Below are 15,539 nucleotides of genomic sequence, written 5' to 3'. Positions count from 1 at the left end.
AGTCTAAAACTCAGTTTCTTTATCTTGAACGTGAACCTTACCGTCGCGGAGAGTTACAATCTTGTCGGCGCCCGACACCGTGCGCATTCGGTGAGCAATAACCAGTACGGTTTTATTCTCAATGAGCTTTGAGAGCGACTCCTGTATCATTGTTTCGTTTTCAACGTCGAGCGAGGCCGTAGCTTCGTCTAGCAGGATTATTGGGGCGTCTTTGAGGAATGCTCGGGCGAGAGAAATGCGCTGACGCTCGCCACCGGAGAGCTTTGAACCGTTTTCGCCAATCATTGTGTTCCATCCGTCGGGTAAGCGCTCGGCAAACTCGTCGCAATGCGCCATTCGGGCTGCCCGAAGCACTTCGTTGTCGTTAGCGTCTTTACGACCGATACGTATATTCTCCATCACGGTGTTGTTGAAGAGAGTCACGTCCTGGAATACGATTGAGTAGAGCGAGAGTAGAGTTTCGGGGTCGATAGTAGTGATGTCCATTCCGCCTACAGTGATTCGCCCGGCGAGCGGATCCCAGAAGCGGGCAGCTAGGCGAGACACGGTAGTTTTACCACCACCCGACGGGCCGACAAGCGCAGTTACCTGTCCCTGGTAAGCGGTGAACGACACGTCCGTGAGCACCGGTTCGGAGGAGTCATAGGCGAAGCTAACATGGTCGAATACGATGTCATAACCCTGATTGGTGAGCTGAGACGTTCCGCTCTGAATAGGATGTTCGAGGATTTCGTTCATGCGATCGGTTTGCACTTTAAGACTTAGCATTGCGGCAAGGTTGATGAGGACGGCGGCGAGCGGGTCGTACATTCGCGCAACAACGAGCAAAAACATGAAAAACAGAATAACATTGAGCTGTCCCTGAACAAGCAGTGTCCCGCCGGTGAGAATCACGGTAACGATACCGAGTTTAAGAATCATCTGAGCGCTAACTACGAATAGTGACATGCCTAACTCGTTTGTGAACGAGCGTTTTTCAACTGTAAGAATCTTCGCGTCGAGCCCGTCGAGATATTTCATTTCAGCATTGTTAGCATGGAGGTCGCGTAGGGTTTCGAGGCATTCCTGAATGCCGTCGGCGCAAGCCATTTTCGCTTTCATCTGTCGCCGGCCCAGTTGGCTTCGCACGGTGATATAGAGCAGTACTACGCACATGCTCACAGGCAGTACCCACAGGGCTGCCGTAGCCATACGCCAGTCGTATAAGAATAATCCGATGCCCACCGGGACGACGGAGAGAATGGAGCCGAAGAACTCTGGGATCCAATGCGACGAGGCGTTTTCGAGCGTAGCACAATCAGTCATGATGGTGCTGGTAAGGTCGGAAAGATCTTTTTTCCCGAAGAACGAGAGGGGCAGGAGGCGTAGGCGTTCGGCAATGGAAACGCGTCGCACGCCACTTTCTACATAGGTTGCAAAGAAGGTGGCATTGTATTGAATGTGGGTTGTCAGGATGATGAGCCCCACACATGCAGCCGTGAGAACTGCATACCACATGGCGTGTGTAGAGTCTATTCTGCCGTTCTGCAACAGGTCGGCCACGATGAAATAGAGCAATCCGACGGGCATAATAAGCACTAGATTTGAGAACATGCAGCTTATACAGGCTTTGAGCATGTCGTGTGCCCCCTGTTCGGAGAGCGCATATTGATGTTTCAGGGTTTTGATGATATTCATTTTGTTCCTCCCAGTTTCCAGTTAATCGATTGATTATATTCTCGCCACATGTTGGCATACAGGCCTGCGCTCGAGGTCAGTTCGGCGTGTGAGCCTTTTTCGCATATTCTTCCGGATTTTAGCACGTAGATGCAGTCGGCTTTGGTGACGGCCGACAGGCGATGGGCTATCATGATGACCGTTTTGCCAATCGACAGGGTGTTGAATGCTGCTTGTACACGTGTTTCGTTATCGGGGTCGGCATAGGCCGTTGCTTCGTCCAGAATAACGATTGGTGTGTTCTGAAGCATTACTCGGGCGATGGTTATGCGCTGTTGTTCGCCGCCGGAGAGATAGGTTCCCTCACTACCGAGGATGGTGTTGATACCTTCGGGTAGCTTGGCGATTATGTCGTCACATTGTGCCTCAGAAAGTGCACGCCGTACTTCGTCGTCGGTGGCATTGGGCCGACCGAGCCGGACATTGTCGAGGATGCTTCCTTTGAGCAGTCGACTGTCTTGGAACACGAACGACACCTGTTGCATGAGGTCGTCTTTGCGAATGTTGCGAACGTCGGTTCCACCGATGTTCACGCTACCTTTCGTTGTGTCCCAGAAGCGGGCTATCAGGCAAGCGAGGGTGGTTTTTCCGCTGCCCGACGGGCCTACGAGAGCTATGTGCTCACCTGCTTTGATAGTCATTGAAATGTCGTTGAGCGCGTCGGTGTCGGCATCTTTATATCGGAAACTTACGCCTCGGAGTTCCACCGAATTATCGCGTGGTTGGATTGTTTCGAGTGGTTCTTCGAGCGGTTCAACGTCTAGCACGCTGTCTATCCGTTTGAGTGCGCTTTCGACGATTATTTTGTCCTGGCTCATGTACATCACTCTCATGAGCATCACAGTCATGGCGGGTGTGATGATGATATAATAGAGTAGGTTCGACAGGAACTGCCCATCCATCCGTTCTCTGCTGGTGCCCACAAAGAGTGCGGCTGCCACCAGGATGGCGAAGACGCTGTTGATTATCGTAGTGAAAGCTACCATCGGAGAGTGCAGCGAGCGGGTGTAGCCGATAACCCATTGCTGGTAGCGATCGATTGCGCATTTGAATCGTTTGAATGAGAAGACGGTTTGTCCGAAGGTTTTCACCACTGGAATGCCGCGCACATATTCCACTGCTTCGTTGGACATCGTGTCAAGCGCTTGCTGATATTCTTCCATAGTTTTCCGAAGACTGCGCCCGGTCATGAAAAAATACATAATTCCGTAAGCCAGCACAGCGGGTGCAATGCTGAGCAATCCTAACCGCCAGTCGAAATACATCAACATGCAGAGCAGTCCTACGGGCGTTGCTATTCCTCCTGCATTGTCAGGCAGTCGATGTGCGAGATAGGTTTCGGTTTCTTCGCTCGACTCGTTAACTATCTTGCGCAACTTACCACTTCCGATGCTGCTCACAAATCCCATCGGCAGCTTTGTGATGTAATGCATCAGTATCGTTCGGATATTTGTGGCTACCCTGAAGGCGGCTTTATGCGAGCAAAGCAGAGCTGCTATATATACAAGGATGGAACCTATGGCCCACATGAGTGCTGCCCAACCATAGGGTACGATGTTTTCGGCTTGCTCGAAGTGCGGTGCAACGTTAATTATGTCGCGCAGAATCATCCAGATGTAAACGAATGGGGCTAAGGCCATTAGTGCGCTCACAGCTGAGAGAATCCACGAAGCATAGGTGAGAAATCTAAGTGGCCCGGCATATTCGAGCAATCGTCTCAGATTTGATTTTCGGTTTTCTTTTTCCATATAATATTTTGTTTAAGAAATGTGGTTGGTTTCCAACACTCTGCAAAGATAGAACGCGCCGGTAACTCCTTGCAATACCTAAAAATCAGGAATTCTGGGGGTGATGTAGAGCGATTTTACGCAGAATTTCGTCTTTGGAGTGGATTGATAGCAATCATTCCGGATTTTTCGCCCGGGGGCGGATTTTCCAGGGATTATGGTATTATAAGATGTGGGTTACCGCCCGATGTTCATGAGTTTAACTTGTTCTTTTAGCAGTTGCATAAGCGGTTCACGTTCGTTGGGTACGCGGTTGTCGAGCACAGCTTCTTTTAGTATTTTCTTTAAGTTGCCGACCTCACGACCGGGCTTGAGGTTGAACATCTTCATTATTTCGTTACCATCTATGCATGGCTGGAACTCGCGTTCGTAATCGCGCTTTTTTAGGTCGGCCAGCTTTTCGCGAACTATTCTGAAGTTCTCGGTGAATTGTTTTTTTCTAATGGCATTCTTGCTCGTTATGTCGGCCTCGCAAAGTGTCATGAGATCGTCGATATCTTCGCCTGAGTCGTTGAGAAGTCGCCTGACGGCCGAGTCGGTCACCTCGTCATCGGCAATAGCGATTGGTCGCATGTGCAATTCGACCAGCTTCTGGACATATCGCATCTTAGCATCGAGTGGAAATTTCATTCTCCTGAACAAATGTGGAATCATTTTCGCTCCGATTGTATTGTGGCTGTGGAAAGTCCATCCGACCGATGGTTCCCATCGCTTGCTTCTGGGTTTTCCGATGTCATGAAACAGTGCGCTCCATCTGAGCCATGGGTTTTGGGTGTGTAGTGCGATGTTGTCGAGTACCTCGAGTGAGTGGAAAAAATTGTTTTTGTGGGCTTTTCCGTTTTTTGTTTCCACAATGTCCATAGCGGTGAGTTCGGGCATGATTATATGGAGCAACTTTGTGCGATAAAGCTCCACAAAGCCCTTGCTGGGAGTGGGGGTCATGATTATCTTGTTGAGCTCGTCGGCAATTCTTTCTCCACTGACTATTTTGATTCTTTCGGCATTTCGCTCAAGAGCCTCGAAGGTTTCGTCCGCAATGTAGAAGTTTAGCTGGGCGGCAAACCTAATGCAGCGGATCATACGCAGCGGGTCGTCTGAGAAGGTTATGTCGGGGTCGAGCGGTGTACGTATTGTTCTGTCCCAAAGGTCGGCCACGCCGTCGAATGGGTCGACGAGTTTTCCAAATCGTTTTTTGTTGAGGCAAACAGCGAGGGCGTTTATGGTGAAGTCGCGTCGATTCTGGTCGTCTTCTAGAGTTCCATTCTCCACGATAGGTTTTCGGCTGTCATGAGTGTAGCTTTCCTTTCGTGCTCCCACGAATTCTATTTCCATGTCCTTGCTTTTCACTTGCGCGGTTCCGAAATTCCGGAACACAGAAAGATTTGCTTTTCGTCCGAGTTGTTTTTTCAATTCGGTTGCCAGACTGATTCCATTTCCCACCACGACGACATCAATGTCGTCCGAAGGCCTTTCAAGAAAAAGGTCGCGCACATATCCTCCTACAACATAACACTCCAGCCCAAGGCTGTCGGCAGCGTCGGAAATCCGGTGGAAAATGTCTTTGTCTAGAAGTTTCGCCAGTTCGGCGTCAGAGAGTTCTCTCATCTTATTATTGCTTCACAGAATACTTTTTGAGTCACGAATTTAGGAAATATTTCCAATTTAGGATTGAAATGGACTATTCGTTCATAACTCCGCATTTGGGACAGCGACCTTTGCGACGAAGGCGGGCGGAACAGTTGCCGCAGATATAGATTTCTACGCCGTTGCGGAAGAAAGTGCGGAGAGCAAATATTATGTAGACTAAAAGAAGGAAATAGCCTACATAATAAAGCGTGAGAATGGAAAATACAATATAGTTGATGGCGCAAACGGCTGTCAAACCGCAGAGATAGAGCAGTGTATCGGCCGAACCTAAGCGTCTACGCACATCGTCGATTGTTGCCAGGGCAGTTATAAGCATAGACCAAACGAGAATAAGGAAAATGTTAAGCAGGAGCGGTTGTGAAAATGGATTGAGCGACGGATGAAAATAGAATTCACGCCAGGTTTCAGAAGCGAAAAGCTGGATACTAGCATAGAAAGTGGCCGAAATGGCTACGAGTATGGCGAGCGCTGTGGGATAGAACGAGTTTATGTCGTTGAAGTGGACAATGTGTGCGTTTTGGCGCAGAATTTTTCGTGCAAGATAGCCCACAGCGATAAGTAATATGACCACGAGGAAGATTATCAGGTGGCGGTTGGAGAACATAGAAATAAACTGTGAAATAGGATCATCGGGATCTACCTTCTTCAATAAGTTGGTTTCGTGAACCCATCCGAAAGTATTGTTTTCCGTTGCAATCTGCACCCATACGGAGTCAGTTTTATCGGCTGGGATAATCCTAATGTCGGCTACAACTAACGATTTTCCGTTCCTAACAGCGAACGAATCTGTAGGCATTCCGTTGACAACCTCCTCTGGTTGTTGCCTGAAGAGCATGAGTGAATCTGAAGTGACAATAAAGTTGAAGCCCTGTGAATAGTGATGCCGCACGCGAAAGGCAAATGAATCGATCGGACTGGTAGTGTTGTACCAATTGGCTGCGGTATCGGTTTTTGAAAGCGAATCTCCACGAGCTTGCAGATGGCGCGAAATCTGCGCCTCCTGAATACTGTCGGGCAAGTGAAAGCGTGACGGACTTTTTTGATGATAACAACTGGTGAGCACGAGTAATAGCACCAAATGGAGGAAGAAGAATGTTTTGCGCATAATGAGTTATGAATTTGTGACAATGATGTTCATTTGACAATGTTCGCAATCGAAATCCAATTTAAAGCGCCGTCCGTCGGCCAATTCTAGGAAGAGAGGTTCGCGCCATGAGGGACGGCGGCCACCGTGTCGCAAACAATAGCCGAGCGAATATTTTATGCAGTGCCGGCATTGCATCAGCAGCGATTCTTTTGTTGTGGGCACGGCGCATTCGAAAGCCGGAGCGGGAGAAGATAATCCCTGACGGCGATAGAATTCGGCAGCTGCACGATTGGAAATATTATAGAGATAGGGATGGCGGTCGTATTCGCTAGCATTAACCGATTCGAACGACTGCGGCCTAATTGTTTTGCGAGTATCTGTTCGATTGACTGCAATAAGCCTCTTGTCAAGCTCGTCGACGGCTTTGCGGCGTAGCTCAGCCAGAACACTGCTCGGAATAAACAGCTTTTCAACGCTGCTTTCGAGCGTAATATCGTTGCAGACATAGACGGTGGTGCCGAGTTTAGTAAGTTGGTGTCGAATATTATCAACCTGCGGATGCTGTGCCGATTGATGCTCGAAGTCAACTCTGCCTGAAGCATAAATGTCAGTCCCGGACACGCGAAGTTTAAGTAGGAATCCATTCTCCGCTAAACATAAGCGCATGTTGAGCGGAATACGTCTACGGGCAGATTGAGTGCCGAGTAATTTTTCGAAAACATGGTCTTCGTTACGATATAGCGACATGCCACGGCGTAATCTTTTGGGCATTCTGAACGGATAGAGCCTATTACCTATAGCCCGATTAATACGGAAACCCTCAAGTATCGGCACAGAATCTGGCCCGTCGCAAACAAAGCACATTCCGTCGCCGTTACTGAAAGCGGCCGTGCCAGCTACGGTTAACGAATCGCGACCTATTTCCTTGACCCTCCCAACAAATTCGCCGAACGCCTTGGGAGTATCAGGAGAAAAGATATCGGGTTTCCTGCCATCGAAGAAATAATCCGTGTATCCGCGATTGAACGTACGATTCAAATTAGGTTCGAAGAAATAATCAACTCGACCGAGCGACGCGCGTTTGAATTTGTCAGGATGCTGCGCAATAATCTCGTTCAACCGCCTACTATAGGCCGAAACTACATTCTTAACATAAGCCACATCCTTCAACCGCCCCTCTATTTTGAAAGCGCAAGCCCCGGCGCGCATCAATGTTTCGAGGTTATTTATTTGGTTCATATCCTTAAGCGAAAGCAGATGCCGGGCATGTTCTATAATCTTTCCGTCGGAATCTTTCAAGTCGAACGCTAACCTGCAGAATTGCGCGCAGGTTCCGCGATTGGCCGACCTTCCGAAACAATGTTGCGAGGCATAGCACACGCCGCTGTAACTCACGCACAACGCTCCATGCACAAACACTTCGAGTTCCACATCCGGCACAGCCTTATGGATTGCCATAATTTCAGGAGCCGACAACTCGCGGGCCAGAACAACGCGTTCGAATCCCAGACCGTTCAGCCAGCGCACCTTATCTGGCGTTCGTGTGTCGCATTGCGTACTGGCATGCAAAGCCATCCTCAGCCCGAGTTTGGAACGGCATTCGGCTAGCAACCCCATGTCCTGAATGAGTAGTGCATCGGCGCCCGCCTCTTCGAGCTGCTCGATAAGACGGAGCATCTCCGGCATTTCGTTGTCGTAAACTATTGTGTTCACCGTGACATGCACTTTCGCGCCGAATCGATGGGCATATCGGCACAGCTCCGCAATGTCGTCGACACTATTACCCGCAGCCTGTCTGGCACCGAATTTCGTAGCTCCGATATACACGGCGTCGGCGCCGTGGTCGATAGCCGCAATGCCGCATTCAATATTCTTGGCCGGAGCCAGAAGTTCGATAGTCTGCATGGATGAATATTTTCACAGCTTCGCCTTTTCTTTCCTTAGGCTGTTTTCTAACTGAATTGTTAAAAGAAGATGACCAAAACGGCAGAAAAATCAACTTGGTAACTCGTTGATAATAAAAGACTCGGGAGAGTACTAAACTTTCTGCGCAGAAAGTTTAAATTAGATGCGCAGAAAGTTTGAACTTGGTGCGCAGAAAGTTTTACCGACTCCCGCATCTACTTCCGCCTGGCTTTAACACAATGGTTACTAAACATTAAAAAACGGATGAATTGTGAGCATCTACTTATTCATGTTCTTTTTAGAGTGTTTCAATCATTGAGTCGCCGATGAACGAAAGCGGTAGTAAATCTTTCACTGAGTTTACGATATAGACCCCCTCAGTGCCGCAAAGAAGAACTTTCATCGGACGTTTATAACGTTCCTCGATTTCGATGAGCGACTGCCTACACGCTCCGCATGGAGCCACCGGACGAGCTGTAGGCACTCCGTTGTTTTTGGCTGCAATGGCCAATGCTACGACCGATTGCGACGGGCATTGGGCTTGGGCCGCAAACATGGCCGTCCGTTCGGCACACAAACCGGATGGGAAGGCGGCGTTCTCCTGATTTGCACCGATGATAATCTCGCCATCTGACAATCTGAGAGCTGCCCCTACGCTGAAATGACTGTAAGGCGAATAGCTGTTTGCCGTTGCCTGCCGAGCTGCCTCAACAAGTTCGCGGTCGGCTTCCTTGAGTTCATCAACACTACAGAATCCTATTTCTATTTTCAATTCTAAAGTTTTCATGAGCACATATCGCTTTTTAGTTCTTTATATATTCAAAACATCCCACATCAGGCTTGTTGTCGCGTGTGTGCCCCAGACGGTCGGTTTCGCTGAATCCGCTCCAGAAATATGCCGAGTCGATTGCGGTCGACACAGAATCGAGCCTGAAATCGTAGAATTGTTTCGCGCCATCAATGTTCCGGAAGTTCTTTGCTCCGCCTCGAACCGTGTCAGTCGGCTCCTCCCACCAAACGTAATTCATTTTAGAATAGTCTATCGTTTCTGGGCGCGGAGTTCGGAGAATACAGCGGAAGAAACGATAACCGGCTGCCACGCCATCTTTCGTTTTTATGTCTATCACGTCGTTAGCTAAACCCGTTACGAGCAAATTATCGCCTTGAAATCGAACGAGCGGATAATCAACCTCGCCATTACTGTTGCATAGCCTCAGTGCCACGCCTCGCCTACTGTCGAATGGATAGAACTGAGCTATTGTGCAATGAACCATCGCTACGTCCCCGCCCAGAAAATAAACGCAATCGGCTAGTGTGTTCGTAATTTGCGAGTTACTTACGCTTACGGCGCAATTCGTCGCACGTAACCCATAGCCCTGGCAGTTGTGAATTGTACTGTAGTTCATTTCAAGCTTCATTCGGCTCACGTCCGACGAATCGCATACTACCCCATCGTAGGCCGAATGAATATCGGCATAAATGATATAATTGTCGTAGCTCGAGGGGCGGAATCTGATTCCGCGCCATTGTCCGCTCACCCGGTCGTATGGCAAATAACTAAACATTCGGTCGAGCCGGTTGCCACGCAGGATCACGTTACCATCGGCTGTTCCAATGATTCGCAGCGAACCGTATACGTCGATTCCCGCATTGTTTGCGAAGTATATTGTTGTGTTAGATGCTATCGTGAGCCTTACTGCCGAGTCTACCTTTATTCCGCCACGAATCACGATTGGCTTTCCCGATGAAATCATTGTGTCGCGTTTCACAACAAGATTATCAATCAGTTCAGCATCCCAGCTCCATGCATCGAGATTAATCTTTTGCACTGCTCCGCTCTCTAGGGTGAAAACAAGATTATCTTTCACTCTCTGTGGAGTGGCAAAGTTATTTCGTGGTGTGGTTAGCTTTACAAACACTTGCAAACTGTCGTTGCGTCTCACCTCCAGACCGCTTGCCTGAAAGCCGTTCTCCTGTTTGAGCGGAATACCGTCAACGTTCACAGCAAAGCCTGTTTGATTACCGCTTTCGAGTCTTATACTTGCAATTCTCAACCCTTTCCCCCCCCTATTTCTCACCCAGACGGTTTTTGTGGGCGTTGTGACGGTTGAGAAAGTGGTGTCTAATTTAACAGTATCTGTAGAGAACTCGAGCCGGACAGCAGGATCGACTGTGAATATTTCGTCGCTGTCGGAACATGCAGTCCAAAGCGTAGCAACGGCTAGTATTACTAAAATGAATTTAATTTGTATTCTTTTCATCGATTCTCCTAACGCATACACTTACAAATTATTGCTTCGGCATTTTATTCAGATGAAATACCCAAATCATTTGATTTAATATTTGCGGAACTTCCACAAGACCAAAACCTTTTGGTTTTACTCTACAACCTATTAGTCTTGCCTGAATAGAATACATGTGCTGCGGCAAGAACAGGTAAACCGAGCAAAGTTACAATTATAAAGAACTGACGATATCCGATGTACTCCTCCAAAATACCGGCAATGAGTGAACCGAGAAATATCGAGAAAGCAATCAAGGATATCGCAAAGGAATGAGAAAACATGGCACGCGAACTAGAAGATATTTCAAAAACAATGGTGGTATAGACCATTATGCCGAAACCCAAACATAATTGCTCAACGAACATACAGCTATTGATGAGCCACAACGACGAGGTAAAACTATAACTAAGGTAGATATATAGCGCTTTTGGTAATGTAATAGCCAACGCCATTGGCCAGAAACTTCGACGCAAGCCCTGGATTCGAATTGCTCGAGCACCAAGGATAATGCCGATTATCAAAGAGAATGTTCCAACCGTTCCAAGTACGAGAGCAATCTCCTGAGGCGACAAACTTAAACCGCCATTACTTCCCGGATCAATGAGAAACAGCGGTACAACACGCGAAAACATACTTTCAGGAAGAATGAAAACAAAAAGAGCCACGAGAAGCATATTATTCTGCCTCGCAAGGAGGTTTATCCTGGCTTTTAAACGGAACTGCAAACTTTTCCAGGCCGAATGCGATGGCATGTCGACCGGATGCGGAAGAAAAACAATATGAAAAATAAGCAACACCAACATTATCGCGGAAACAATATGGAATGCGGCCGTCCACGACGACTGAATAGTACGATTGATAACCTCCAAATTACCAGCTACCATTGCCGGAAGAGCAAACAACACCGCAATAGACATCAGACAAATCACGGTTCGAATGATTATGCTTGCCCGCCGTTGTCGGCGCACCGTCGAAAGACGATAGAAATACTTTATGGCAACCGAATGGATTTCGCCGGCCGTGACTATCGCTACTAACAGAAATACAGAAATCGGCAACCAAAATCGGGAGTAGAGAGCTAATGCCAATATCTCGACTGCAACAATCACAGCAAGCTCGGTTAAAATAATCCATCTACGCTTCGTACCATACCACACCACAACTCGTTCGAGCAAAGGACGCAAAGCAATGGGTAGAAAACAGAGCGCACTTACAAACGAAATTGCACTGTTCGAAAGTCCCATTCGATTGAAAAACACAATTGCAGTAAAAAATACCGTGACATATGGCACACCGCAAGCTAAGTAAAGCGGTAAACTCCACAACCAATTGCTTTTCCGCCAGCCGGCGATTGGGATTCCATTAATTATTTTATCGTTCATGGTCAATATTGCCTGTCTATCGTGGTGTCGGAATAATAATGTGCCAGAATTTCGTGGTATTTATAACCTTTTTCGCCCATCACGGCAGCACCTATTTGACATAGACCAACACCATGTCCCCAACCGGCTCCGTGAAATACGAATCGTGAGGGGATACCGTCGACCGTTTCGAGTGCGTCGACAACAAACGCCGAACTGTAAAGATGGGTTTCGCTTAAAGCACGACGAATCTCGAGCTCTTTTCCGATGATAAACGTACGATTAGATCCTACAATTTTCAGTCGGCTTATACGACCGCTTCGCCCTCGCTCAAGCGGAATAAGTTCGCGAATAGTCCCAAAATCTATTCCAGTTTTACGTTTGATTAGGGCCGATAGTTCGCTTTGCTCGATTGTAAATCTCCACCTGTAAAAATCAGGCGTTTCCTGATCATAGTCATTAAGTACCTGTTGCAGTACTTCCTTGTTTTTAGTGTTGCAAAAAGCCTCAGGTTCGGCAAGAATCCATCGGCGCGCCTCGTCTTCGCGAGTCAGATTGGGCAGGTCGCCAGCTACAGATTTGTCGGCTACAGCTGTAAGGTAAGGCTTATGAATATTCTCCCAACAGTAAGAATATTCCTCCGTTGCGCCGCCGCAACATTTACTGAAACGCGCATCGCACAATTCACCATCATGCATCAACACTTGTCCACGCGTCAATTCCACAGCCTCGGCCACTCGCCGGTTACTAGCTTTGGTTATACCTTGATAGCGCTGGCAATGGTCGTCGGCACACACGTCAAAGAACTTATGGTCGTCGCGATCATACCATTTTGTCAACTCATCCTCGGTACACTGCTCGGTTGTTTTCGTGCCGTTTCGCTTACCTATCTGTGCCATTATCCAGCTGCGCGAAATCACGGCGTGAGCTTTGAGGAGTTCAGTTGAAGCGGTTGCACTCATTTCGCTCGAAATAACACTCACGAGATATTTTTCGATTTCCACATCGTTCACAGCACAAATACGGTTGTTATCCACTATCAGCCGAAGTGCACCGCAGAAGGTTTGCGATTCGTGCCGCTGCCAATGGAATTCTTTACCAATGACGACATCATTGAGCTTGAATGAGCTTTCAGGAGAGTCGGGCCGAAAGATTATTTCCTTGCTTATCTGCTTCTGCCATTCGATTCCGCCGTTTGTGAATACAACCTTATGCGAACCGCTTATCTTGACCCCATCAACAGTGTAACAGCCATTGAGAGTAAAGCTGATTTCAGATGCACTCATTATACCTACGGCTACAATTGGTTCATTTCTTTTTATTTGTTCGACTAAGCGTGCCATTTTGCTTTCCGAAAGACTCACTTCCTGCAATATATTCGTAGCAAGTTCTTCGGTGAGACGTTCAAAATCTGTTTGACGCGGCGTGATGAGCAGCCCGCCCATATCGAGCGCACCCGGACTCACAAGCAGTTGTTCAGAACCCTCGGAATAATAACAATCAGGCCGATGTTTCGCCCGCGGAAACACAACTGTGAACTGTACTCCCAACTGACGCCAGGCTACAATATTCATCATCGGTTCAATGTTGTCGGCAGGCCATGGAAGCACATAATAGACTCGCTTGAACAAACGTTTGAAACTCTCCTCGTTCTTGCTTTTAACTAGTAACGCCGGACAAACATATCCCTTAACTCGGGCGATATATTCATCGCTCCCGAGTTCGAATATACGCTGTAGATTATAGGCCTTTTCACATGCCAACTGAATAGGTAGAACCAGTCCGCTCCCAGCCTGCAAATGCAGATGGTCGGGCGCACTGGCTCCGCATTTCGGCCCGTTGTAAAACACTATCGTTTCGGGATAAGCGTTGAGGAAACGATTAATCGTGACATAGCTGTCCGCAATTCTCTGCGGCTGATGATTCCGTGACGGTAGAGTGAAATGCATCGGTAAAATGGGGAACGGATTAATAAGAATGTCGAACTGCTCATCGAACTCCAGCTTCATCTGTTCAGTCGGTCTGTTTTCCTCACAAAGGAAGCATGGGCGTGCCTCTATTGCAGCTTTGTTTATCTTGGCGCCAGTGCTTGTAATTCTTCCTGGATTGAATTGAACAGAAAGCATCCCCAGCTGTCGCGTTTGTACGTTTTTAAGTTCATTGAATCGCCTGGCCGCGTCGGGCCAACGCCGAAATTGTTCGCTAGCGAATCGTTGCAATACCGAACAACCTAGTCTCTGTCTCTGGCGAGCGAATATTTCAATTGTGCGTAGCCGATCCTTATAAAGATTGTTTGCGTTGATTTTGTCGATACTTAGAGCTGCATCGCTATTGCCACTCCATCGTCGACAGAGATATAACTCATCATAAATTCGCCCGATTCTATGACTTCGGCAAATCGCCAATCCCATGGCATAGTCCTCGCCATAGCTCGTATTCGGGAATCCAATCTTGCGAGCAAGCGGAGTGAAGAATGCTCGCGGTGCACCGAGTCCATTTATGCGAAGGGCATTATTACAGCCGTTAGCTTCTGTCCATTCGTCGTGACTGATGAGTCCGGGTGGCAGTGTTTCAAGCTGAAAGTTGCACATTCGATAGCTGCCGATAATCATGCCCGACTGTTGTTCATGAAAGGCATCGACAATGGTCTGCAACGTCGCAGACGATGAATAGAGGTCGTCGCTGTCGAGCTGCACTGCAAAGCGTCCGCATCGCTTGTCGGCCAACGCCACATTCCAGCATCCACCTATCCCGAGGTCGTTTCTACCGGGTATAATGTGCACAAGCTTCGTATTCTCAGCTGCCAGTCTAGCCAGAATATCCGTTGTCCCGTCAGTTGAATGATTATCCACAACGATAACATTATACTCGAATTTAGTTTCCTGCTCGAGAGCCGATTTCACCGCATCTGTAATGGTATGCTCGCGGTTATAAACAGGAATAATCACCGACGCCTCTACCGGGAACTCCTCCGTATCGAAGTTGGGCGATTTATATTTAGTTGTGTCTACCAGCGCCCCAATTTCGGCCAGATGATTCGTCACCACACGTTCCATCTCGAGCTGGACCTGCTTGTTATGCGGATTCACATAGTCGAACTGCTTCTCGCCGCTCGTCCGGAGGTCATACTCCTCTTCGGTGTAAAGAAATTCGTTGAGATGCACCAGTTCCCCCCGACGGCTAAGAAACAGCCGAAGGTCGAACCATCCGGCGTGCGCATAATCGGTTTCTTGCCGAGCATATTCATGTAGATAATCAGCCCGAATCAAAACCACCGATCCGAAGTCAAAGTCGTCGCGCACACTTCCAGGCTGATAATCTATGACCGGATGAGCCATCCTTTCACCGCCCTTTATGGAATAATAGTCGGCATAAACCATTGCTGCACCCGACGCTACTGCCACCTGTAGCATCCGCTCCACTGCACGATAGCCCATCACAATCGGTGTTGTTCTGAGGAACAGCATAGCATAATCGCCCATTGTTTCGTGAGCGATGGTTCTCATCGTAACCGATGACAGCAGTCCATCGACCGTCATTACATTAGGCATATCTTCTGCCTGGCTATCTGTGAGAGTCGCCATTTCCCCGTTTGTGAGAATATTCAGTCGACCAACAGTGTCACAACCGCTCATTTCTTTAATTACATTCTCCGCCTGCTCCCTACTAACGCAAGGCACGAAGCAATCTATTTTTTTTTCGCAATTCATTTGGTTTTCGATTTTTCTAATCTTATGCGTGCAAAGGTAAA

Annotated in this window: 9 protein-coding genes; all 9 read right to left on the bottom strand. The window is 48.0% G+C overall.

Annotation, left to right across the window (positions count from 1 at the left end; translation table 11 throughout):
• Nucleotides 1-3: 3 nt before the first annotated feature.
• The 9 genes from HMPREF9140_RS09810 to HMPREF9140_RS10405 all read right to left on the bottom strand — a co-directional run bounded on the left by HMPREF9140_RS09810 (nucleotide 4) and on the right by HMPREF9140_RS10405 (nucleotide 15,498).
• The gene (locus HMPREF9140_RS09810; RefSeq protein WP_006953745.1) at nucleotides 4-1,677 is read right to left on the bottom strand and encodes an ABC transporter ATP-binding protein; all 1,674 of its coding nucleotides are present in this window, start codon (nucleotides 1,675-1,677) and stop codon (nucleotides 4-6) included.
• Nucleotides 1,674-3,464, bottom strand: coding sequence for an ABC transporter ATP-binding protein (locus HMPREF9140_RS09805; protein WP_006953743.1), 1,791 nt, complete (start codon nucleotides 3,462-3,464; stop codon nucleotides 1,674-1,676). The genes HMPREF9140_RS09810 and HMPREF9140_RS09805 overlap by 4 nt, the downstream gene beginning before the upstream one ends.
• Nucleotides 3,465-3,680: 216 nt before the next feature.
• The gene (locus HMPREF9140_RS09800; protein WP_006953740.1) at nucleotides 3,681-5,108 is read right to left on the bottom strand and encodes a CCA tRNA nucleotidyltransferase; all 1,428 of its coding nucleotides are present in this window, start codon (nucleotides 5,106-5,108) and stop codon (nucleotides 3,681-3,683) included.
• A 73-nt stretch (nucleotides 5,109-5,181) separates the two neighbouring features.
• Nucleotides 5,182-6,255, bottom strand: a complete 1,074-nt coding sequence (locus HMPREF9140_RS09795; protein ID WP_006953738.1) for a hypothetical protein — start codon at nucleotides 6,253-6,255, stop codon at nucleotides 5,182-5,184.
• A gap of 6 nt (nucleotides 6,256-6,261) precedes the next feature.
• Nucleotides 6,262-8,142: a peptidase U32 family protein gene (locus tag HMPREF9140_RS09790; protein WP_006953734.1), complete on the bottom strand. Its 1,881-nt coding sequence runs from the start codon at nucleotides 8,140-8,142 to the stop codon at nucleotides 6,262-6,264.
• Nucleotides 8,143-8,440: 298 nt separating this feature from the next.
• Complete coding sequence (gene cdd, locus HMPREF9140_RS09785; RefSeq protein WP_006953733.1) at nucleotides 8,441-8,929, bottom strand: cytidine deaminase; 489 nt, start codon at nucleotides 8,927-8,929, stop codon at nucleotides 8,441-8,443.
• A 16-nt stretch (nucleotides 8,930-8,945) separates the two neighbouring features.
• On the bottom strand, nucleotides 8,946-10,403 hold the full coding sequence (locus tag HMPREF9140_RS09780; RefSeq protein ID WP_018571983.1) for a right-handed parallel beta-helix repeat-containing protein: 1,458 nt from the start codon (nucleotides 10,401-10,403) through the stop codon (nucleotides 8,946-8,948).
• A 122-nt stretch (nucleotides 10,404-10,525) separates the two neighbouring features.
• On the bottom strand, nucleotides 10,526-11,809 hold the full coding sequence (locus HMPREF9140_RS09775) for an MFS transporter (protein WP_006953728.1): 1,284 nt from the start codon (nucleotides 11,807-11,809) through the stop codon (nucleotides 10,526-10,528).
• Between the two features lie 2 nt (nucleotides 11,810-11,811).
• Nucleotides 11,812-15,498: a DUF4922 domain-containing protein gene (locus tag HMPREF9140_RS10405; RefSeq protein ID WP_006953726.1), complete on the bottom strand. Its 3,687-nt coding sequence runs from the start codon at nucleotides 15,496-15,498 to the stop codon at nucleotides 11,812-11,814.
• Nucleotides 15,499-15,539 lie beyond the last annotated feature (41 nt).

It is taken from the genome of Prevotella micans F0438 (assembly GCF_000243035.1).
Lineage (GTDB): Bacteria > Bacteroidota > Bacteroidia > Bacteroidales > Bacteroidaceae > Prevotella > Prevotella micans.
This window is presented reverse-complemented; position numbering and strand designations above follow the sequence as displayed.